The sequence below is a fragment of the Kitasatospora sp. NPDC059973 genome (assembly GCF_042737525.1).
Taxonomy (GTDB): domain Bacteria; phylum Actinomycetota; class Actinomycetes; order Streptomycetales; family Streptomycetaceae; genus Kitasatospora.
On sequence record NZ_JBHWUI010000019.1, the window covers coordinates 41,782 to 63,210 of the forward strand.

The 21,429-nt window shown below is 73.7% G+C and carries 22 protein-coding genes and 1 pseudogene; 17 read left to right on the top strand and 6 right to left on the bottom strand.

Annotated elements, in window-relative coordinates:
- Positions 1–5: 5 nt before the first annotated feature.
- The 4 genes from uraH to ACFWA9_RS08255 all read right to left on the bottom strand — a co-directional run bounded on the left by uraH (position 6) and on the right by ACFWA9_RS08255 (position 1,769).
- The gene (gene uraH, locus ACFWA9_RS08240) at positions 6–341 is read right to left on the bottom strand and encodes a hydroxyisourate hydrolase (RefSeq protein WP_329490593.1); all 336 of its coding nucleotides are present in this window, start codon (positions 339–341) and stop codon (positions 6–8) included.
- A 76-nt stretch (positions 342–417) separates the two neighbouring features.
- Complete coding sequence (gene uraD / locus ACFWA9_RS08245; protein ID WP_352295111.1) at positions 418–921, bottom strand: 2-oxo-4-hydroxy-4-carboxy-5-ureidoimidazoline decarboxylase; 504 nt, start codon at positions 919–921, stop codon at positions 418–420.
- 225 nt (positions 922–1,146) lie between these two features.
- Complete coding sequence (locus ACFWA9_RS08250) at positions 1,147–1,527, bottom strand: helix-turn-helix domain-containing protein (protein WP_380384505.1); 381 nt, start codon at positions 1,525–1,527, stop codon at positions 1,147–1,149.
- Entirely contained in the window at positions 1,524–1,769 is a 246-nt protein-coding gene (locus ACFWA9_RS08255; protein ID WP_380384557.1) for a thiamine-binding protein, read from the bottom strand. Before ACFWA9_RS08255 ends, ACFWA9_RS08250 begins: the two co-directional genes overlap by 4 nt.
- Before the next feature lie 237 nt (positions 1,770–2,006).
- Between ACFWA9_RS08255 and ACFWA9_RS08260 the strand changes: the two genes are divergently transcribed.
- The 17 genes and pseudogenes from ACFWA9_RS08260 to ACFWA9_RS08340 all read left to right on the top strand — a co-directional run bounded on the left by ACFWA9_RS08260 (position 2,007) and on the right by ACFWA9_RS08340 (position 18,600).
- Positions 2,007–2,849 (top strand): TIM barrel protein, encoded by an 843-nt coding sequence (locus ACFWA9_RS08260; RefSeq protein ID WP_329490597.1) that lies wholly within the window; start codon positions 2,007–2,009, stop codon positions 2,847–2,849.
- A 58-nt stretch (positions 2,850–2,907) separates the two neighbouring features.
- Positions 2,908–3,795 (top strand): 2-hydroxy-3-oxopropionate reductase, encoded by an 888-nt coding sequence (locus tag ACFWA9_RS08265; RefSeq protein ID WP_329490598.1) that lies wholly within the window; start codon positions 2,908–2,910, stop codon positions 3,793–3,795.
- Positions 3,796–4,144: 349 nt separating this feature from the next.
- Positions 4,145–5,287, top strand: coding sequence for a glycerate kinase (locus ACFWA9_RS08270; protein ID WP_380384509.1), 1,143 nt, complete (start codon positions 4,145–4,147; stop codon positions 5,285–5,287).
- A gap of 114 nt (positions 5,288–5,401) precedes the next feature.
- Complete coding sequence (gene allB, locus ACFWA9_RS08275; RefSeq protein ID WP_352295114.1) at positions 5,402–6,781, top strand: allantoinase AllB; 1,380 nt, start codon at positions 5,402–5,404, stop codon at positions 6,779–6,781.
- Positions 6,778–7,830: pseudogene (alc, locus tag ACFWA9_RS08280) on the top strand (allantoicase); the annotation flags it as partial. The gene allB and the pseudogene alc, both read left to right, overlap by 4 nt.
- 267 nt (positions 7,831–8,097) lie before the next feature.
- Complete coding sequence (locus ACFWA9_RS08285) at positions 8,098–9,558, top strand: catalase (RefSeq protein ID WP_352295118.1); 1,461 nt, start codon at positions 8,098–8,100, stop codon at positions 9,556–9,558.
- 265 nt (positions 9,559–9,823) lie between these two features.
- The gene (locus ACFWA9_RS08290) at positions 9,824–10,603 is read left to right on the top strand and encodes an IclR family transcriptional regulator C-terminal domain-containing protein (protein WP_329490603.1); all 780 of its coding nucleotides are present in this window, start codon (positions 9,824–9,826) and stop codon (positions 10,601–10,603) included.
- Between the two features lie 204 nt (positions 10,604–10,807).
- A complete protein-coding gene (locus ACFWA9_RS08295) occupies positions 10,808–11,722 on the top strand; it encodes a metal-dependent hydrolase (RefSeq protein WP_380384513.1) in 915 nt (304 codons plus the stop codon).
- A gap of 19 nt (positions 11,723–11,741) precedes the next feature.
- Complete coding sequence (locus ACFWA9_RS08300) at positions 11,742–12,830, top strand: PDR/VanB family oxidoreductase (protein WP_380384516.1); 1,089 nt, start codon at positions 11,742–11,744, stop codon at positions 12,828–12,830.
- 14 nt (positions 12,831–12,844) lie between these two features.
- Positions 12,845–13,729 carry a M24 family metallopeptidase gene (locus tag ACFWA9_RS08305; protein ID WP_380384519.1) on the top strand — a complete coding sequence of 295 codons (885 nt, stop codon included), beginning with the start codon at positions 12,845–12,847 and terminating at the stop codon, positions 13,727–13,729.
- Positions 13,726–15,447: an SDR family oxidoreductase gene (locus tag ACFWA9_RS08310; protein WP_380384522.1), complete on the top strand. Its 1,722-nt coding sequence runs from the start codon at positions 13,726–13,728 to the stop codon at positions 15,445–15,447. Before ACFWA9_RS08305 ends, ACFWA9_RS08310 begins: the two co-directional genes overlap by 4 nt.
- A 78-nt stretch (positions 15,448–15,525) precedes the next feature.
- On the top strand, positions 15,526–15,723 hold the full coding sequence (locus ACFWA9_RS08315) for a type II toxin-antitoxin system VapB family antitoxin (RefSeq protein ID WP_380384525.1): 198 nt from the start codon (positions 15,526–15,528) through the stop codon (positions 15,721–15,723).
- Positions 15,716–16,132 (top strand): PIN domain nuclease, encoded by a 417-nt coding sequence (locus ACFWA9_RS08320; protein WP_380384528.1) that lies wholly within the window; start codon positions 15,716–15,718, stop codon positions 16,130–16,132. Before ACFWA9_RS08315 ends, ACFWA9_RS08320 begins: the two co-directional genes overlap by 8 nt.
- Positions 16,133–16,309: 177 nt before the next feature.
- Positions 16,310–17,224, top strand: a complete 915-nt coding sequence (locus ACFWA9_RS08325) for an SDR family oxidoreductase (protein ID WP_380384531.1) — start codon at positions 16,310–16,312, stop codon at positions 17,222–17,224.
- A 98-nt stretch (positions 17,225–17,322) separates the two neighbouring features.
- Positions 17,323–17,526: a cold shock domain-containing protein gene (locus tag ACFWA9_RS08330; RefSeq protein ID WP_352295132.1), complete on the top strand. Its 204-nt coding sequence runs from the start codon at positions 17,323–17,325 to the stop codon at positions 17,524–17,526.
- Positions 17,527–17,574: 48 nt separating this feature from the next.
- The gene (locus ACFWA9_RS08335) at positions 17,575–18,195 is read left to right on the top strand and encodes a LysE family translocator (RefSeq protein WP_329490612.1); all 621 of its coding nucleotides are present in this window, start codon (positions 17,575–17,577) and stop codon (positions 18,193–18,195) included.
- A 111-nt stretch (positions 18,196–18,306) separates the two neighbouring features.
- Positions 18,307–18,600: a hypothetical protein gene (locus ACFWA9_RS08340; RefSeq protein ID WP_380384535.1), complete on the top strand. Its 294-nt coding sequence runs from the start codon at positions 18,307–18,309 to the stop codon at positions 18,598–18,600.
- Between the two features lie 24 nt (positions 18,601–18,624).
- Here ACFWA9_RS08340 and ACFWA9_RS08345 read toward each other — a convergent pair whose 3' ends face one another.
- Both ACFWA9_RS08345 and ACFWA9_RS08350 read right to left on the bottom strand, forming a co-directional pair.
- Positions 18,625–19,809: an XdhC family protein gene (locus ACFWA9_RS08345; RefSeq protein ID WP_380384538.1), complete on the bottom strand. Its 1,185-nt coding sequence runs from the start codon at positions 19,807–19,809 to the stop codon at positions 18,625–18,627.
- A gap of 83 nt (positions 19,810–19,892) precedes the next feature.
- Positions 19,893–21,377 (bottom strand): NCS2 family permease, encoded by a 1,485-nt coding sequence (locus ACFWA9_RS08350; RefSeq protein ID WP_380384541.1) that lies wholly within the window; start codon positions 21,375–21,377, stop codon positions 19,893–19,895.
- Positions 21,378–21,429 lie beyond the last annotated feature (52 nt).

Here is a 21,429-nt window from a genome sequence, read left to right on the forward strand (position 1 = left end):
GCGGTCTAGCTTCCGCGGTAGACCGAGTATCCGAACGGGTTCAGCAGCAGCGGCACGTGGTAGTGGTGCTGCGCGGGCGCGACCGTGAAGACGATCGCGACCTCGGGGAAGAACGGCGGCTCCGCGGAGGTGCGCGCGTAGTACGCGGCGGTGTCGAAGAGCAGCCGGACGACCGAGCCCGCCTCCGCGGCCGGCAGGTCCTTGGCCCGGCCGTCGGAGTCCGTGGCGGAGGTGCCGAGCACCTTCCAGCCACCCTCGGTGTGCAGTGCGAGCTCGACCGGGACACCCTCGGCCGGGCGGCCGAGGCTGGTGTCGAGCACGTGGGTGGAGATGCCAGTCATGGGTGAAGTGACCTTACTGATGGCAGATGTGACGGTACGTCGATACGTGGATACGTCGAAAGTAGCTGACGACGGGTCAGTTCTCGTCGAGCAGCCGGTTGATCCGAATGTCGTTGATCTTGCGCAGCTCGCCCCGGACGATCTCCGCCTCGGTGGCGGCGTCGTTCGGGAAGCGCTCCCGCAGGGCGGCGAGCATGGTGTCCGCGGTGCGGCCGGTGGCGCAGATCAGGAACACATGGCCGAACTTGGCCTCGTAGGCGGTGTTGGCCCGGTGCAGTTCGTCGAGGAGTGCGGTGTCCACTCCCCGGATGCCGGCCTGTTCGCGCTCGGAGGTGGCGTCACCCGCCTTGGGCGTGCCGATCCGGGCGTGGCCGGCCATCGCGTCGTGCAGGTCGGCGGCCGTCAGTGCGGCCATGGCCGTCGCGTTGGCGTCGAGCAGGGCCGCGCGGTCCGGCCAGGGCCGGGCCGATGCCACGGCGTCGGCCCAGGTGGGGCTGGAGCAGACCTCCAGCAGGAGCTCTCTCAGCTCGGCGGCGTCGGCCGCCGCCAGGGCGTCAAGGGCGTGGGGGTGGTTGGTCACGGGTGGACCTCCTGAAGAGTGGTGCCACCCGCACAAGCTAGATCCACCCAACCGGGCCGTCAACACTTTGTTGAACGGTTGGTGGTTACGTTTTGAACCGGTCCCGGTTGCCGGGCCGTTTCGTGTGCGATGAGACAAGTGTGCCCCGCCGGGGGCTGATGAAGACTGGCCGGGCCGGCGGGGCACACCCGCTCGGCCGACGCGGCCGACCGGGGCGTCGCACGCTCAGCCGGACTTCGTGCCGTCCTGGCGGTTGAGGTAGTTGTACACGGTGAAGCGGCTCACGCCGAGCGCCGAGGCGACCGTCTCCACCCCGTGGCGGACGGTGAAGGCGCCCCGCTCCTCCAGCAGGGCGACCACGCGCTGCTTCTCCCAGCGGTCCAGCTCGGCCAGCGGCCGGCCGTCGAACTGGCGGGCCATCTCGGTCAGCAGCCGGTCCAGCGCACTGCTCAGGTGGGGCAGCCGGACGGCCAGGGCCGGGGTGCCCTCCCACTCCAGCAGGACGTCCTCGGTCTTCGCCTCCGCCAGTGGCACGGGCGTCGCGCCGACGGCCTCCAGCAGCGGCTTTATCGCGGCGGCGAGGGGGTGGTCCACGTGCTCGGTCACGGCGTACCGCCCTCCTCGCCCAGCACGCTGACCTGGACCGAGATCCGGGTCGCGCCGGCGTCCAGGGTCTCCCGGAGCAGCTTGGTCACGGCGGCCAGGATCTGGTCGGCCTCGCCCTCCGCGCCGGTTCCGAAGGGGCCGACCGCGACGGCCAGGCCGGCTTCGTCGACCACCTTCCGGGCCGCCACGGCGTGCTCCGGGAACGTGTCCAGTTCGAACGGTTCTGTCGTGAACTCCACCATCAATCGCACCCGCTCACTGTAGCGAGCGGGAGCGCGGCCGGTCATCGGGCGGTCGGCCGCCGGGGGGCGGCTGGTCGATCGAACAGCGCGGGCCCGGTGCGGGGGATCGGTTTCGGCCTCTTCAACAAATTGTTGCGACGGTCTTGACACTCGCTCGGCGCGGCGGACATGCTTCCACCAAGCAGAATCCCTCTTCCGGATCGTGGAAGTTGCGGATAGACGGAAGAGAGATGAGAGGTGATTGACGTGACTGCCGCCTCCGCGCACAGCTTCACCGTCAACCTGTCGATCCTGTTCGGCGAGCTCCCGCTCCTGGAGCGCCCGGCCGCTGCCGCCGCCGCCGGCTTCACCGCCGCCGAGCTGTGGTGGCCGTTCGGCGAGGAGCACGCCCCGTCCGAGGCCGAGCTGGACGCGCTCCGCAAGGCCTTCGGCGACGCCGGCGTGCGGCTGACCGGTCTCAACTTCCTGGACGACCTCAGCAAGGGCGCCCGCGGCACCGTCTCGGTCCCGGCCGAGAAGGAGCGCTTCCGGGCCAACGTGCCGGTCGCCGCCGGGCTGGCCGCCTCGCTCGGCACCACGGCGCTCAACGCGCTCTACGGCAACCGGATCGAGGGCGTGGACCCGGCCGAGCAGGACGCGCTCGCGCTGGAGAACCTCGTCGTCGCCGCCCGGGCCGCCCACGAGATCGGCGCCGTCCTGCTGATCGAGGCGCTGAACAAGCCCGAGTCCCCGGACTACCCGCTGGTCTCCGCGGCCGCCGCGGTCGAGGTGGTCGACAAGGTCAACGCCGCGACCGGCCTGGGCAACGCCAAGTTCCTCTGCGACCTCTACCACCTGGCCATGAACGGCGAGGACCTGGCGGCCGTGATCGACACCTACGCCGACCGCTTCGGCCACGTGCAGATCGCCGACAACCCCGGCCGCAACGAGCCGGGCACCGGCGGGCTGGACTTCGAGGACCTCTTCGCCCGGCTGACCGCCGCCGGCTACACCGGCCGGATCGGCCTGGAGTACCGCCCGGCGGGCGGCGTCAGCGCCGACAGCTTCGAGTGGCTCCCGCGCGAGCACCGGGCCGGCTAGCGCACCGCGCTCCGGCAGCCACCGCACCCCACCCCACCACGGAAAAAGGAACGACGCGATGAGCCGCAAGATCGCCTTCATCGGCCTCGGCATCATGGGCAGCCCGATGGCCGCCAACCTCGTCAAGGCCGGCCACCACGTCACCGGCTACAACCTCACCCAGCCGCAGATCGACGCGCTGGTCGCGGTCGGCGGCCACGGTGCGAGCAGCATCGCGGACGCGGTGAAGGACGCCGAGGTCGTCATCACCATGGTCCCGGCCGACCCGCACGTCGAGCAGGCCGTCCTGGGGGAGGGCGGGGTGCTGGAGAACGTGCGGCCCGGCACGCTCGTCATCGACATGTCGAGCATCACCCCGCAGACCTCGATCAAGGTCGAGGCCGCCGCCAAGGAGAAGGGCGTCCGCACCCTGGACGCGCCGGTCTCCGGCGGCGAGGCCGGGGCCGTCGAGGCGGTGCTGTCGATCATGGTCGGCGGTGCGGCCGAGGACTTCGCCGAGGCGAAGCCGCTGTTCGACGTGCTGGGCACCACGGTCGTCCACGTCGGCCCGGCCGGCGCCGGCCAGACCGTCAAGGCCGCCAACCAGCTGATCGTCGCCGTCAACATCCAGGTGCTGGCCGAGGCCGTGGTGTTCCTGGAGAACGCCGGCGTCGACCTCGCGGCCGCGCTGGACGTGCTCGGCGGCGGCCTGGCCGGCTCCACGGTGCTGAACCGCAAGAAGGCGAACATGCTGAACCGCGAGTTCGCGCCGGGCTTCCGGATCGACCTGCACCACAAGGACATGGGCATCGTCACCGACGCCGCCCGTGCCGTGGGTGCCGCGCTGCCGGTCGGTGCGGTGGTGGCCCAGCTGGTCGCCTCCGCCCGTGCCAACGGCGACGGTTCGCTGGACCACTCGGCGCTGCTGCGCGGCGTCGAGCGGCTCTCCGGCCGCGAGCTCGCGTGACGCTCGCGGGACCGGCGGTACCCCCGCGGTACCTCTGAGACTCCTCCTGGTGGCGTGTACCTCACCGGTCGTGCCCGCGCCACCAGGAGGCCAGACCCGATCGGCAGGCGGGCCGGGGCTCATCCGCCTCCTGCCGATCGACCAAACCGGCGGCGCGCACTCCCTGTCGGGGGCACTTCGGTCGTGCCCGCGCGCCGCCCGGCCCCCTCCCTCGCCGAGGGGAGCCCCTCGTACGTCGGAAGCGGGACGAGGGGAACGGCGGGGAGGGGGCCGCACCCCGCGTCCCGGCCTCCCGGGGCACATGCTTGACGAACCAGCGCCAGAACCGTCCGGAAGTGAGGCCCGCACCATGCCCGCCACCCCCACCCAGGGCCATGTGGTCGTAGCTCCCGACAAGTTCAAGGGCACCCTGGAGGGCGCCGAGGTCGCCGCCCGGATCGCCGCCGGCATCCGCCGTGCCGCGCCCGGGGTCGAGGTCCGCGAACTGCCCGTCGCCGACGGCGGCGAGGGCACCCTGGCCGCCGCACTGGCCGCCGGGTTCAGCAGGATCCCGGCCAAGGTGGCCGGCCCCACCGGCCTGCCGGTGGACGCCGCGCTCGCCGTCCGGGGCGAGACCGCCGTGGTCGAGCTGGCGCAGTCCTCCGGGCTCGCCAGGCTCCCCGGCGGCCGGACCGCCCCGCTCGCGGCCGGCTCCTACGGGGTCGGCCAGCTGATCGGCCGGGCGGTGAGCCTGGGGGCCAAGCGGATCGTGCTCGGCCTGGGCGGCAGCGCCTGCACCGACGGCGGCGCGGGCATGGTCCAGGCGCTCGGCGCCGGGCTGCGGGACGCCGACGGCGCCGACCTGCCGCCGGGCGGCGCCGCACTGCGCAAGCTGGCCCGGCTCGACCTCGGACCGCTGGCCGACGTGCTCACCGGCGTCGAGGTCGTGGTGGCCTGCGACGTGGACAACCCGCTGCTCGGCCCGCGCGGCGCGACCGCCGTCTACGGGCCGCAGAAGGGCGCCGACGGCGACGACCTGGTCGTACTGGAGGAGGGGCTGACCCGCTTCGCCGACGTGGTCGGCGAAGCGGTCGGCCGCGACGTCCGGGAGGCCCCCGGCGCCGGGGCCGCGGGCGGGGTGGGCTTCGCCGCCCTCGCCCTGCTCGGCGCCACCATGCGACCCGGCATCGAGTTGATGCTCGAACTGCTGGGTTTCGACGAGGCCGTGCGTGGGGCACGCCTCGTCGTGACCGGCGAGGGCTGCCTGGACGCTCAGACGCTCCACGGCAAGGCGCCCGCCGGAGTTGCCGCGGCGGCCACCCGGGCGGGGGTTCGGGTGGCCGCCGTGGCCGGACGGCTGGAGCTGTCGGAGCGCGAGTGGCGGGCGGCCGGCTTCACCGCGGCCTACGCGCTCACGGACCTGGCGGAACAGCCGGGGGACAGCATGACCCGGGCCGGGGAGCTGGCCGAGGTCGCGGGGGAGCGCCTCGCGAGGGCGCTGCTGCGCGGCTGAGCGGGCCGTCCGGCTCTCGTACCTTCCTACATTGACGTTTTGTTGAAGGCGGCCCTAGGCTCCGGGCATTCCTTCGGCACACCCCACTCGTACCCAGGTTTTCGGAGGTCCCCCATGCCCCCCAGCGAGGCGTCCTTCAGCGAGACGGCGGTGATCCGCTCCCGCCGGGTCGTGCTGCCGGACGGCGAACGTCCCGCTGACGTGCTGATCCGCAACGGCACGATCGAGCGGATCGCCGGGCACGGCGCGCTCACGGCCGGCGACGGCGGACTCACCGACCTCGGCGACACCGCCCTGCTTCCCGGTCTGGTCGACACCCACGTGCACGTCAACGAGCCCGGCCGGACCGAGTGGGAGGGGTTCGCCACCGCCACCCGGGCCGCCGCCGCCGGCGGGGTCACCACGATCATCGACATGCCGCTCAACTCCATCCCGCCCACCACCACGGTGGACGGCCTGGAGGCCAAGCGGAAGACCGCCGAGGGCCAGGCCTGGGTCGACCTCGGGTTCTGGGGCGGGGCCGTCCCCGGCAACGTGCCGGACCTCGAACCGCTGCACCGCGCGGGCGTGTTCGGCTTCAAGAGCTTCCTGGCGCCGTCCGGCGTGGACGAGTTCCCGCACGTCGAGCAGGCCGACCTGGAGGCCGCGCTGGCCGAGCAGGCCCGGATCGGCGCGCTGGCCATCATCCACGCCGAGGACCCGGCCGTGCTCGCCGCCGCCCCGCAGCAACCCGGCGTCCACTACCGCGACTTCCTCGCCTCCCGGCCCGCCGACGCGGAGACCGCGGCCGTCGCCCGGCTGCTCGACACCGCCCGCCGGACCGGCGCCCGGGTGCACATCCTGCACGTCTCCTCCGCCGCGGTGCTGCCGCTGCTGCGGCAGGCCCGCGCGGACGGCGTCCGGGTGACCGCCGAGACCTGCCCGCACTACCTCACGCTGGCCGCCGAGGAGGTGCCGGACGGCGACACCGCGTTCAAGTGCTGTCCGCCGATCCGCGACGAGGCCAACCGCGACGCGCTCTGGGCCGCGCTGGCCGCCGGCGAGTTCATCGCGATCGTCTCCGACCACTCGCCGTCCACCCCGGACCTCAAGCTGCTGCCCGAGTTCGGCGGCAGCGGCGACTTCGCGGCGGCCTGGGGCGGCATCGCCTCCCTCCAGCTCGGCCTGCCGGCGATCTGGACCGAGGCCCGCCGCCGCGGCCACACGCTGTCCGACGTGGTCCGCTGGATGGCGAGCGGCCCGGCCGCCCTGGTCGGCCTCACCGGCACCAAGGGCGCCATCGCCGTCGGCCACGACGCCGACCTGGTGGCCTTCGACCCGGACGGCGCGTTCGCGGTGCACGCCGCCGAGCTGCACCACCGCAATCCCGTCACCCCCTACGCGGGCCGCACGCTGGCCGGCGCCGTCCGCACCACCTGGCTGCGCGGCCGGGTGGTCGACACCGCCGCCGAGCCCTTCGGCCGCCGGATCACCCGTCACCAGGAGACCCAGTGAGCACCGTCAACACCCCGAGCGCTCCGTTCACCGAGCTGGTCGACCTGGCCTCCCGGCGGCTCGGCGCGGGCGTCGTCGCCACCAACGAGGACACCTTCGCGGACGCGGAGAACCTGCTGGTCGCCAAGCCCGCGGCGTTCCGCGCGCACACCTTCGGCCACAAGGGCCAGATCATGGACGGCTGGGAGTCCAGGCGCCGCCGCGGCGCCGGCCCCGAGCAGCCGCACCCCACCGACGAGGACCACGACTGGGCGGTCGTCCGGCTCGGCGTCGGCGGAGTGATCCGCGGCCTCGTCGTGGACACCGCCCACTTCACCGGCAACTACCCGGAGAGCGCCTCGGTCGAGGCCGCCGCCGTTCCCGGGCACCCGTCGCCGGCGGAGCTCGCGGCCGCCGAGTGGGTCGAACTGCTGCCGCGCACCCCGCTCCGGGGCGACACCGCGCACGAGTTCGCGATAACCGACGGCACCCGCTACACCCACGTACGCCTCAACATCTTCCCGGACGGCGGGGTCGCCCGGCTGCGGGTGCACGGCGAGGTGCTGCCCGACCCGCGCGAGCTGGACGGCCTCACCTTCGACCTGGCCGCCCAGGAGTTCGGCGGCGTGGCCGAGGCGGCGTCCGACCGCTACTTCTCCTCCCCGCACAACCTGAACGCTCCCGGCCGCGCCACCGTCATGGGCGAGGGCTGGGAGACCCGGCGTCGGCGCGACAAGGCCAACGACTGGGTGCAGATCGCCCTGGCCGGGGGCGGCGAGGTCCTTGCCGCCGAGGTGGATACCACCCACTTCGTCGCCAACGCCCCCGGCTGGGCCGACCTGACCGGCTACGACGCCACCGACGGCGGGGACCCGGCCACCGACCCCGACGGCTGGTTCGAGATCCTGCCCCGCACCCGACTCCAGCCCGACACCCGGCACCGCCTGCGGCTCGACGTCGGCCGCCCGGCGACCCACGTCCGGATCAACGTGTACCCGGACGGCGGCCTCGCCCGGCTGCGCCTCACCGGCCGGCTGACCGAGGCCGGCCGCGCGGCCCTCGCCCTGCGCTGGTTCAACGCCGTTCCCGCCGCCGAGGCCGCCGCCGCGCTCACCGAGGCCGGTCTCACCGGCGCGGAGGCCGCCGACCTGGCCGCCGCCCGCCCGCTGGCGGACCGGGCCGCGGCCACCGCCGCCGTCGCCGCGCTGCGGCCGGGCGACGGCCCGGACGGCGAGCACTCCTCCCGCCGCCGCTCGGCCGTCTGGCGCCTGCTCGGCGTCTGAGACGCCGTCAACCTCCTCTCCACGCATGCCTTTGTCGACCCTGAAGGACCCTCCATGTCCAAGATCCTGACCACGGAGTCGGGCGCGCCCGTCGCCGACAACCAGAACTCGGCCTCGGCCGGCGAGTACGGCCCGCTGCTCATCCAGGACCAGCAGCTCCTGGAGAAGCTGGCCCGGTTCAACCGCGAGCGCATCCCGGAGCGCGTCGTGCACGCCCGGGGCTCCGGCGCCTACGGGTACTTCGAGGTCACCGACGAGGTGTCGCGGTACACCCGGGCGGCCTTCCTCTCCGAGGTCGGCAAGCGCACCGAACTGTTCCTGCGCTTCTCCACCGTGGCGGGCAACCTGGGCGCCAGCGACGCGGTGCGCGACCCGCGCGGCTTCGCGCTGAAGTTCTACACCGAGGAGGGCAACTACGACCTCGTCGGCAACAACACCCCGGTGTTCTTCATCAAGGACCCGATCAAGTTCCCGGACTTCATCCACTCGCAGAAGCGCGACCCGTACACGGGCGTCCAGGAGGCCGACAACGTCTGGGACTTCTGGGCCCACTCGCCGGCCTCCACCCACCAGATCACCTGGCTCTTCGGCGACCGCGGCATCCCGGCCTCGTACCGCCACATGAACGGCTACGGCTCGCACACCTACCAGTGGGTCAACGAGCAGGGCGACGCCTTCTGGGTGAAGTACCACTTCAAGACCAACCAGGGCATCCGCTCGCTGGACGGCGGCCAGTCCGCCGAGGTGCTCGGCGCCGACGCCGACAGCCACCAGCGCGACCTCCACCAGGCCATCGAGCGCGGCGTGTTCCCGAGCTGGACGCTGTACGTCCAGCTGATGCCGGTCGCCGAGGCCGCGGACTACCGCTTCAACCCCTTCGACCTGACCAAGGTGTGGCCGCACGCCGACTACCCGCTGGTCAAGGTCGGCCGCCTGGTGCTGAACAAGAACCCGGAGAACGTCTTCGCCGAGGTCGAGCAGTCGGCGTTCTCGCCGAACAACTTCGTGCCCGGCATCGGCCCGTCCCCGGACAAGATGCTCCAGGGCCGGCTGTTCGCCTACGCGGACGCCCAGCGCTACCGCCTCGGCGTCAACCACACGCTGCTCGCCGTCAACGCCCCCCGGGCGACCGAGGCGAACAACTACGGCCGCGACGGCTTCGCCGCCGTCAACAAGTCCGGCCGCGGCAAGAACTACGAGCCCAACTCGTACGACGGCCCGGCCCAGACCGACAACGCGCTCGCCGCGCCGGTCGCGCTGAACGGCCACACCGGCACCTACACCACGCCGGCGCACACCAAGGACGACGACTTCTTCCAGGCCGGTGAGCTCTACCGGCTGATGTCGGCCGGCGAGAAGACCCGCCTGATCGACAACATCGCGGGCTTCCTGGCGCAGGTGACGCGCGACGACATCGTCGAGAAGAACCTCGCCCACTTCCACGCGGCCGACGAGGAGTACGGCAGCCGCCTGGAGGCCGCCGTGGCCAAGCTCCGCGCCGGCGACGAGGGCTGACCGGGCGTCCCTCCGGTCCGCTGTGAACCACCCTCACCGGCCGCCGGGGCCCGCACCCCGGCGGCCGCACACCGAGCCTCTCCCCCCAGGGCAGTGGGGGAGGGGCCGTTGTGCTGTCCGCACAGAGCACCCGGCACCGGCGCCGGTCAAGTTCTTTACCGTACCTGCACGAATATCCGCGGAGCGGCACCGGCCGACGTCCCCGGGTGGTTAGGCTGGAGAACACCCGCGGGTAACTCCCTGGGGGACATCGGAAGGGGACGACATGTCGACACCAGCCCCGGGTCGCCACGCCATGCTGGACGAGGGCGTGCCCGGTCCGTTCACCTCCCTGCAGCACGCCCTCAGACTGCTGGAGGCCGTCGACCGGCACCCCGGCGGTGCCACCCTGGTCTCCCTCGCGCGGGAGACGTCCCTGGCCCTGCCGACCGTCCGCCGGCTGGCCGAGATCCTGGAGATCGAGGGCTACCTCCAGTGCCAGGACGGCGGTTGGGTGCTCGGCGGCACCTTCGCGCTGCTCGGGCAGTACAACCGGGAGCAGCTGGTCCGGGCCCGGCTGGACCGCAAACTCGCGGAGCTGCGGGACGAGTTGGGCGCGGCGGTGTACTTCACCCGGTACCACGACGGCGAGCTGTCGGTGGAGGCGGTGGCGGCCGCCGAGCACGCGCCGGCGGTGCAGGAGTGGGTGGACTTCCGGGCCACCGCGCACGCCAGCGCGATCGGCAAGTGCCTGCTCAGCCAGCTCGACCACGACGCCCGCCGGGACCACCTGTCCCGCCACCCGGTGGCCCGGCTCACCTCGCGGACGGTCGTCGACGCCGACCAGTTGATGCACCGGCTGGAGCGCCAGCCGGCCACCGTGCCGGTGCTGGACATCCAGGAGTACGCGCTCGGCACCGTCTGCGCCGCCGTGCCGGTGACGGCGGGGAGCACGGTCGGCTGTCTGGCCACCTCGATGCCGCTCGACAACGTGCACCGGCTCAAGGCGGCCGCCGAGCTGCTGGCCGCCCGGGCCGCACCGCTGATGCTCGCGATGGCGGTCTGACCCTCCGGGGCCGCCCCCGCCCACGAGCCCCGCCGGATCCCGGCGGGGCTCGCGTGTTTCCCGGGCCGCCGTCCGGTGCACATCACCTATTAGACTCGATGTCGATAAGGGCTGCCGAAACCCTTGTAGCAGGCGCTACCCGCGAGTAAGTTGCCTGGTGCCGCGCGAGCCGAGCCGCCCCGCCCCCAGGTCAGGAGGGCCTCCATGCCCCGCACCACCACACCCGTTCCCGCCGTCGCCGCCCCGGCCGCCCGGGTCCACGACAGCCTCGTCCTGGAGCCCCGGGACGTCCGCTTCGACTGGTCCGGGCTGCCGCTGCACTGGATCCCCGACGAGCCGATGGCCACCCACGTCATCAACGTCCTGCACCTGCTGCTCCCGGAGGGCGAGCGCTGGTTCGTCAAGGTGTTCAAGGAGGCGCTGCCGCTGATCCGGGACGACCGGCTGCGCGAGGAGGTGCTGGGCTTCATCGGCCAGGAGTCCATCCACGCCGAGGCCCACCAGGAGGTGCTGGACCACCTGCTCGGCCAGGGCCTCGACCCGCGTCCCTACGTCCGCCAGGTCACCTGGCTGTTCCAGCGCGTCCTCGGGGACAAGCCCGGCCTCCCGCCCGTCCGGCGGCGCGAGAACATCGTCGAGCGGGTCGCCTTCGTCGCCGCGATCGAGCACTTCACCGCCTTCCTCGGCGACTGGGCGCTCAACTCGCCCGGCCTGGACCGGGCGAAGGCCGACCCGACGATGCTGGACCTGCTGCGCTGGCACGGCGCCGAGGAGGTCGAGCACCGCAGCGTCGCCTACGACCTGATGGTCCACCTCGACCCCGGCTACGCCCGCCGGATCCGCGGCATGGCCGTCTCCGGGCCCCTGCTGGTCCACCTCTGGGTGCGCGGCGCCCGCTTCCTGTTGGCCGCCGACCCCACCCTGGACGGCCGGATCCGGCCCAGCTGGCGGGAGGCCCGGCGGCTCGCCCGGCGCGGCCTGCTGCCCGACCCGGTCCGCTCGCTCCGCTCCGGCCTGCGCTACCTGCGGCCCGGCTACCACCCCACCCAGGAGGGCTCCTCCAGCCAGGCCCTCGGCTACCTCGCCACCTCCCCGGCCGCCCGCGCCGCCGCCCACTGACGCCAGGAGAGTCGCCCGGATGGACCTGCACAACCCGCCCCCGGACCTCTACGGCCGCCCCCGCGCGGACCGGTTCATGCGAGGCCTGACCGCCTTCGGCGACCGCTACACCCCCGCGCTGGGCGGCCCGCTGCTGCGCCGCAGCCCCCGGCGCCCGTTCGGCCGCCCCACCCCGGCGCTGCAGCTGGTGGTGACCGCCCGTCGGACGATCGCCACCGACGTCGTCGAGCTGCTGCTCGGCGACCCCTCCGGCGGGGCGCTCCCGCCCTGGCAGCCCGGCGCGCACCTGCGCCTCGCGCTGCCCTCGGGCCGCGAGCGGCACTACTCGCTCTGCGGCGACCCGGGCGACCGGCGGGCCTACCGGATCGCGGTCCGCCGGCTGCCCGGGGGAGGCGGCGGGTCGGAGGAGATCCACCGCGAGCTGCACCCCGGCAGCCGGCTGACCGCCCGCCGCCCGCGCAACGGCTTCGCCTTCTGCGCCGAGCCGGCCGTCCTGCTGCTGGCCGGCGGCATCGGGATCACCCCGCTGCTGCCGATGGTCCACGAGGCCCGGCGGCACGGCCTGGACTGGCACCTCGTCCACGTCGGCCGCAGCGCCGACACCCTCCCCTACGCGGAGCTGCTGCGCGGCCTCGACCCGGGCCGGGTCCACCTGCGCACCGACGACGAGCACGGCGGGGTGCCCACCGGCGCCGAGCTGCTGGCCCACGCCCCGCGCGGCGCCGCCGTCTACTGCTGCGGCCCGGCCCCCATGCTGACCGCCGTCCAGCGCGCGCTGGACGGATCGCCGGCCCGGGCCCTGCACTTCGAGCGGTTCGGCGCCGCCCCGGTCACCGGCGGCGAGCCGTTCGCCGTCCAGCTCGGCCCGGACGGCCCGGTGCTCGACGTCCCCGCCGACCGGTCGGCCCTGGACGTGCTCCGGGAGGCCCGCCCGGACCTGCCGTACTCCTGCCACCAGGGCTTCTGCGGCACCTGCGAGGTCCGGCTGGTGGCCGGCGCCGCGGACCACCGCGACCGCCGCCTCACCCCCGAGCAGCGCGCCGCCGGCGCCCTGCTGCCCTGCGTCTCCCGGGCCGCCGGGGGCGAGACCCTCGTCCTGGACCTCTAGCACTGGAGCCCGCCGTGCCGCTTCGCCCCCCGGCCGTGCCCCGCACCCCGGCCTTCCCGTTCACCGACCACGACCTGGACCGCTTCCGCGAGGTCCAGCAACTCGCCTACCACTGCGCCGAACAGGTCGCCGCCTGGATCGAACCGGGGGTGACCGAGCGGCAGGCCACCGCCGAGCTGCGCCGGTGCCTGGTCGCCGCCGGCGTGCAGGACTTCTTCCACGTCCCCTTCGCCTGGTTCGGCGACCGTACCGCCTTCCGGCACTTCCGCACCCCGCTGCAGTTCTTCGCCGGCAACCGCCGGCTGGAGGACGGCATGCCGTACGTCCTGGACTGCGCGCCGATCGTGGACGGCTACACCGCCGACATCGGCTACGGCGGCAAGGTCGGCGAGAACCCGGTCTGGGACCGGCTGGCCGCCGACCTCCGGGTCTACCGCGAGCTGATCCTCACCGAGGTCCGCGCCCGCCGGCCGCTCGACGAGGTGTACGCGGCGGTGGACGCGCAGATCGCCGCGCACGGCTACGACAACCGCCACCGGGTCTACCCGGGCCGGGTGATCGGCCACCAGGTCACCCGGACCACCAGCCGCGGCCCGGCCGGGGTGAACGTCCTCGGCTTCGGGGTGCGTACACTCCAGACGCTCGGCCGCGAGCTGATCGGCGAGCGCCTCCAGGGCCGCTCCCCGCTCTGGGCGGACGGCCGGTCCTCCCGGCACGCGCCGACCCCGGGCCTGTGGGCGGTGGAGCCGCACATCGGGTTCCGCGCGGTGGGCATCAAGTTCGAGGAGCTGCTGGTGGTCACCGAGGACGACGCGTACTGGCTCGACGACGACCTGCCGCACGTGCGGCGCTGGACCGCTGCCCACGCCGAGGCGACCGCCCAGGAGGCGACCCGATGACCACCACCCGCCGCCGCACCGTCCACTCCGGCGGGCTGCCGCTCGCCGTCTTCGAGGACGGCGACCCCGACGCGCCCACCGTCCTGCTGGTGCACGGCTACCCGGACACCCACGTGGTCTGGGACGACATCGCCGCCGACCTCGCCCGCGACCACCACGTGGTCCGCTACGACGTGCGCGGCGCCGGCGAGTCCGGAGTGCCCGCCTCGCGCGAGGGCTACCGGCTGGAGCACCTGGCCGCCGACCTCTTCGCGGTCGCCGACGCGGTCAGCCCGGACCGCCCGGTGCACGTGGTCGCCCACGACTGGGGCTCGCTGCAGTCCTGGGAGGCCGTCACCTCGCCCGGCGCCGAGCGGCGGCTCGCCTCCTACACCACGATGTCCGGCCCCTGCCTGGACCACATCGGCCACTGGATGCGCGAGCGCTACCGCCGCCCCACCCCGCGCCACCTGCGGCAACTGCTCGCGCAGGGCGTGCACTCCTGGTACATCACGGCCTTCCACCTGCCCTACCTCGCCCCCGGCATCTGGCGGCTCGGCCTGGCCCGCGCCTGGCCCCGGGTGCTGCGCGACCTGGAGGCCGTCACCCCGCGGCCCGGCCACCCGCAGCCCACCCTGCGGCGGGACGCGGTGCGCGGCATCGAGCTCTACCGGGCCAACATGCGCCCCACCCTGCGCAATCCGCGTGAGCGGCCCACCGAGGTGCCGGTCCAGCTGATCACCCTCACCCGGGACCACTACGTCGGCGAGTACCTCTCCGAGGGGCTGGAGCGCTGGGTGCCCAGGCTGACCCGCCGCTCCCTGCACGCCACCCACTGGTCCGCCCTCCTGGAGAAGGGAACCGCCGTGGCCGGGATGGTCCGCGAGTTCACCGCCGGTGTCGACGCCGGACAGGCCCCCGACCCGGCCGGCGACGGCCCGCTGGTCGTCATCACCGGCGGCGGCAGCGGCATCGGCCGGGCCACCGCGCTCGCCTTCGCCGAGGAGGGCGCCCGGGTGGTGGTCTGCGACCTCGACCACGGCGCCGCCCGGCGCACCGCCGAACTCGCCTCCCTGCTCGGCCCCCAGGCGCACGCCTACCAGGTCGACGTCAGCGACGGCGCCGCCGTCGACGCCTTCGCGGAGGCGGTCGCCGCCGCGCACGGCGTCCCCGACGTGGTGGTCAACAACGCGGGCATCGGCCACTCCGGGACGTTCCTGGAGACCACCGAGAAGGAGTGGCAGCGCGTCCTGGACGTCAACCTCTGGGGCGTGATCCACGGCTGCCGCGCCTTCGGCTCGCTGATGGCCGACCGCGGCCGGGGCGGGCACATCGTCAACCTCGCCTCCGCCGCCGCCTACCTGCCGTCCAAGGCGCTCACCGCCTACGCCACCAGCAAGGCGGCCGTGTTCATGCTCTCCGACTGCCTGCGCGCCGAACTGGCCGGGCACGGCATCGGCGTCTCGACCATCTGCCCCGGCATCGTCAACACCAACATCACCCGCACCTCCACCTTCTCCGCCACCAGCGCCGACCAGCAGGCGGCCAAGCAGGCCCGCGCCGCGAAGCTCTACGCCCGCCGGGGCTTCCCGCCGGAGAAGGTCGCCACCGCGATCCTGCACGCCGTCCGCACCGGCAAGCCGGTCGTCCCGGTCACCCCCGAAGCCAAGGCCGCCCGCTTCCTCAGCCGCCTCTCCCCGGGCCTGCTGCGCCTGGCGGCCCGCCTCAACGTGACCTGAGCGAACGGTCGGCGGGCCTGTGATACCGGGTAGGCTGAAAATCGATATCACAGGCCCAGCTCGCTTGGGAGGCCGGCCATGGCTCGCACCGTGATAGACGTCAACGACACGCTCCTCGCCGAGGCCGCGGAGATCTTCGGGACGACCACCAAGGTCGCCACGGTCAACGCGGCCCTGGAGGACGCGATCAAGCGCCGCGAGCGCGAGTCCTTCTTCACCTGGCTCTCCGAGGGCGGACTGCCCGACCTCACCGGCCAGGCGCACCCGGGTGAGTGAGCGCTTCCTGATCGACGAGTCGGCCTTCGCCCGGTACCCGAAACCTGCCGTACGCGCCGCGATCGAGCCGCTGCACAACGCCGGACTCCTCGCCGTCTGCGGGGCCGTCGAGCTGGAGGTCATGCACCGCGCCCGCTCGAAGGCCGATGCCGAGCGCATTCGCGAAGGCATGCGCGGCTTCGACTGGCTTCCGACGCCGGACGAGGTCTGGGACCGGGCGATCGAGGTGCAGGCACGACTGACGGCCGCCGGCAACTGGCGGGCCCTGCCGGTCGCGGACCTCGTCCTCGCCGCCACGGCCGAGCGTCACGGCGCGACCGTCCTGCACTACCACGGTGACTACGACATGATCGCCGCCGTGACCGGTCAGTCCACCCGCTGGGTCGTTCCGCCGGGTACGGCCGACTGACCCGCCCCCGGCGGCGCCGGGAGCCTGCCGCGTGCGCTCGTACGTCGTCGCGGGTGGCCGCATCGACGGGCCGGCGGCGAAGACATGATGCCGCCGCCCGACGGCACGGCGCGGTGAGTCCCGGGTGACCGGGGCAGCATCCAGGGTGTCGGAGGAAGCACGAGCGAAGGACGGGACATGGCGCAGCCGCTCACGGGCAAGGTCGCCCTGGTCGCCGGGGCGACCCGGGGGGCCGGGCGGGGGATCGCGGTGCAGCTGGGGGCCGCCGGGGCGACGGTCTACGCGACCGGGCGCAGTGCCGGCGGGCACCGCTCGGAGTACGGGCGGGCGGAGACCCTGGAGGAGACGGCGGCACTGGTCACCGCGGCCGGCGGCCGGGGGATCGCGGTCCGGGCGGACCACCTCGTCCCCGCCGAGGTCGAGGCCGTGGCGCGGCGGATCGAGGCCGAGCAGGGCGGGCTCGACCTCCTGGTGAACGACATCTGGGGCGGCGAGAACCTCTTCGAGTGGGAGAGCCCGGTCTGGGAGCACGATCTGGACAACGGGCTGCGCCTGCTGCGCCTGGCCGTCGAGACGCACGTGATCACCAACCACCACCTGCTGCCGCTGCTGCTGCGCCGCCCGGGCGGTCTGGTGGTGGAGATGACCGACGGCACCGCCGACTACAACGCCACCCGCTACCGGAACTCGCTCTGCTACGACCTCGCCAAGTCCTCGGTGCTGCGGATGGCCTTCGCGCTGGGCCACGAGCTGGCCCCGTGCGGGGCGACGGCGGTCGCGCTGACCCCCGGCTGGCTGCGCTCCGAGATGATGCTGGAGCACTTCGGCGTCACCGAGGAGAACTGGCGCGACGCGACCGCGAAGCAGCCCGGCTTCGGCGTCTCGGAGTCGCCCGGCTACGTCGGCCGCGCCGTGGTGGCGCTGGCCTGCGACCCCGGGGTGGCGCGCTTCAACGGCGCCTCGCTCTCCAGCGGCGCCCTGGCGAAGGAGTACGGCTTCACCGACCTGGACGGCAGCCGCCCGGACGCCTGGCGCTACCTGGTCGACCAGGAGACGGCGGCCGGCCCGCTGGACCCGGCCGGCTACCGCTGAGCGAGGCCGCGGGGCGCGGCCGGGCGCGCCGTGGCCGCTCCGGGCCGGGCATTTGGTACCCAGGAGTTCCATCACCCAGCGGAAGCGAGGGAACCCCCATGGCCACTGGCACCGTGCAGTCCTACCACGCCGAGCACGGCTACGGCCTGATCACCCCCGACGAGGACGGCCCCGCCCTCTACGTCTACTTCGACTCGATCCTGGCCGAGGGCGACCGGGTCCTCACCGAGGGGCGGCGGGTGGAGTACGAGCCGATGGAGCAGGAGGGGCGCTGGGTGGCCGAGCGGGTGCGCCCGCTCTGACCCGCGGTCGGCCCGCCCCGGCCGGCCGAGGCCCTACGATCAAGGCCCATGGAGATGACGACCGCCCTCTGGTCCTTCGCCCTCGTGGTGGGACTGCTCACGCTCACGCCCGGGATCGACACCGCGCTGGTGCTGCGCACCTCCGCCCTGGGGGAGCGCCGGCAGGCCTGGGGCGTGGTGCTCGGCATCCAGACCGGGACGCTGATCTGGGGCACCCTCACCTCGGCCGGGGTGACCGCCCTGCTGACCGCCTCCCACCTGGCGTACGAGGTCCTGCGCTGGACCGGGGCCGCGTACCTGGTCTGGATGGGGATCGGCCTGCTGCGCAACCGGGGCGGCGGGGCCGAACCGGAGCGGCTGCCGACCGGCGGCGGGGTCCGGTCCGGGTGGCGGCGCGGCACGCTCACCAATCTGCTCAATCCCAAGGTCGGTGTCTTCTACGTCGCCGTGCTGCCGCAGTTCATCCCCGCGGGGGCCCCGCACTTCGCCGCCGGGGTGGCCCTGACCTGCGTCCACGTCGTGGAGGGGCTGCTCTGGTCGGCCGTGCTGGTGGGCTTCGCCAGGGCGGTGCGCGGCTGGCTGAGCCGGCCCGCCGCGCGCCGGCTGCTGGACCGGGTGACGGGGGCGGTGGTGGTGGGCTTCGGGGTGCGGCTGGCGCTCTCGGAGTAGCCCGCGCCCGGTGCGCCGCCCGACATCACCCGGGTGGTGGCGCCGGATGGCCGGGCGGGCGGGGGCGGGGCTGCATGGGAGGCGACGGAGCCCATCCGACGGGAGCAGCGCATGGCCATCATCGTGATGTTCGAATTCCCCGGTACCACCCGGGACCAGTACGAGGAGGCGGTGGACCGGCTGACCGGCGGCACCGGGCTGAACGCGCCCTCCGACTGGCCGGTGCGCGGGCTGGTCCTGCACGTGTCCGGTCCGACGCCGGGCGGCGGCTGGCACATGACCGACGTGTGGGAGTCCCGGGAGGCCTTCGAGCACTTCTCGGCGGTGCTGCTGCCGGTCCTCCAGGAGGTCGGCATCCCGGCCGCACCGCCGCTGATCCGTGAGGTCCACGACGTCGTGCGGTGACGGCGGGGCCGGGCCGTGCCGCGGTCAGGCCGCGTGGGACCGCGCGTCCCCGGTGGCCGGACCGGCCGCCCGCGCCAGGTCGTGGTGGATCGGCCCCTCGCCGCGGCTCAACGGCAGGCAGGTGCCGCCGCGCCGGTGGGCGACGATCTCGGCGGCGACCGAGACGGCGGTCTCCTCGGGGGTCCGGGCACCGAGGTCCAGGCCGATCGGCGAGCGCAGCCGGCCGATCTCGGCGTCGGTCAGGCCGACCTCGCGCAGCCGGGTGTCGCGGTCCCGGTGGGTGCGGCGCGAGCCCATCGCGCCGATGTAGCCGACCGGCAGCCGCAGCGCGCGCTCCAGCAGCGGGATGTCGAACTTGGCGTCGTGGGTGAGGACGCAGAGCACCGTCCGCCCGTCGATCCGGTCCAGCTGGGAGTCCAGGTAGCGGTGCGGCCAGTCGACCACCACCTGGTCGGCGTCGGGGAAGCGCCGCTCGGTGGCGAAGACCGGCCGGGCGTCGCAGACGGTGACGTGGTAGCCGAGGAACTTGCCGATCCGCACCACGGCGGCGGCGAAGTCGATCGCCCCGAAGACGATCATCCGCGGCGCGGGGACGTAGGACTCGACGAAGAAGGTGACGGTGCCCTGCTCCCGGTCGTCGCAGGGGCGGCCGTCGAGGCCGAGGACCAGCCGGCCGGTGCGCCCGGCGTCCAGCATGGCGCGGGCCTCGGCGACCACGGCGCGCTCCAGCGGGGCGACGGTGGTGGGCGCGGGGGAGAGGGCCCCGTGGTGGGTGTCGGCGGTGACGGCGACGGTGGCGCCGACCAGCGCGCCGGGGCCGTCGATCACCCGGGCCAGGGCGACCGGGGTGCCGGAGGCGAGGTAGGTGATGCCGGCGTCGAGCGCGGGGTCGGCGCCGGGGACGACCGGCTGGACGAAGACGTCCAGCACGCCGCCGCAGGTCAGGCCGACCGCGAAGGCGTCCTCGTCGCTGTAGCCGAAGCGTTCCAGCACCGGCCGGCCGGACTCGATGGCGGCCTGGCAGAGCTCGTAGACGGCCCCCTCGACGCAGCCGCCGGAGACGCTGCCGATCGCCTCGCCGGCCGCGTCGACGGCGAGCGCGGCACCCGGGTCGCGCGGCGCGCTGCCGGAGACCCCGACCACCGTGGCCACGGCGAAGGAACGCCCGGACGCGTGCCAGGCCTGCAGCTGCTCGGCGATGTCGTGCATGTCGGGGAGCTCCTCAACACCTCGGAAGACGGAACGGGAGGTGCCGCCGTACGGGAAACGATTCCCGTGCGGCGGCGGTGCCGCTAGTGGACGCCCAGCCAGGACTTGATCGGAGTGAGCGCGAAGTAGACCACGAACACGCCGGTGAGGATCCACATCAGCGGGCCGGGCTCGCGCCACTTGCCGGTGCCGGCCTTGATGACGGTGTACGAGATGACGCCCGCGGCGACACCGGCGGTGATGCTGTAGGTGAACGGCATCAGGGTGCAGGTGAGGAAGGCCGGGATGGCGACCTCGCGGTCCGCCCAGTCGATGTGCCGGGCCTGGCTCATCATCATCGAGCCGATGACGACCAGGGCCGCGGAGGCGACCTCGGTGGGGACGATCGCGGCGAGCGGCGAGAAGAACAGCATGAGGGTGAACACGCCGCCGGTGACGGTCGAGGCGAGGCCGGTCCGGGCGCCGTCGCCGACGCCGGTGGCCGACTCGACGAACACGGTCTGGCCGGAGGCGCCCGCGACACCGCCGATGGCACCGCCGGCGCCGTCGATGAACAGCGCCTTGGACAGGCCGGGCATCCGGCCCTGCTTGTCGGCCAGGCCCGCCTCGGTGCCGACGCCGATGATGGTGGCCATCGCGTCGAAGAAGCCGGCCAGGACCAGGGTGAAGACGGCGACCGAGGCGCTGATCGCGCCGAGGCCGTGGCTGCCGAAGGCCCCGAAGACGTCGATGTGGCCGAAGAGGCCGAAGTCGGGTGCGGAGACCGGGCCGCCGCTCGGCCACACCGGGGCGGAGCTGATCCAGGTCTTCGCCGGGAGGTCGGCGACCGCGTTGATGACGAAGGCCACCACGGTGCCGCCGGCGATGCCGATCAGGATCGCGCCGCGGACGTTGCGGGCCAGCAGGACGAAGATCGTCAGCACCGTGAGGCAGAAGACCAGCACGGGCCAGCCGGCGAGTTCGCCGAAGGGACCGAGCGCGAGCGGGGTGGGACCGCCGGTGTGCACGAAGCCGGCCTTGACCAGGCCGATCAGCGAGACGAAGAGGCCGATGCCGATGGTGATGGCGTGCTTGAGCGGCAGCGGGATGCCGTTCATGATCTTCTCGCGCAGTCCGGAGACCACCAGCAGGACGATCAGCAGGCCGTAGACGACGCAGAGGCCCATCGCCTGGGGCCAGGTGGTGTGCGGTACCACCAGGGCGGATATCACGCCGGAGACGGAGAGGCCGGCGGCGACCGCGAGGGGGACGTTGCCGACCACGCCCATCAGGATCGTGGTGACGGCGGCGGAGAGCGCGGTGGCGGTCGTGAGCTGGGCGTGGTCCAGCTTGAGGCCGTTGACGTCGGCGCCGCTCAGGATGATCGGGTTGAGCAGGACGATGTAGGCCATCGCCATGAAGGTGGTGAGGCCACCGCGGATCTCGTTGCCGAAGGTCGATCCCCGGGCCGTGATCTTGAAGTACGCGTCCATGGCGTTCTTCGGCGGTGCGACCGGGACCGACGTGGGGGTGTCGTCCTCGGTGGGTCTGTCTTCAGTGGTGCCGGGCTCCGTGGGGATCCTGGTCATGTCCACTCCCAAGTGTCAAAGGGGGTTGGGGTGGGCGAGCCGACCTGACAGC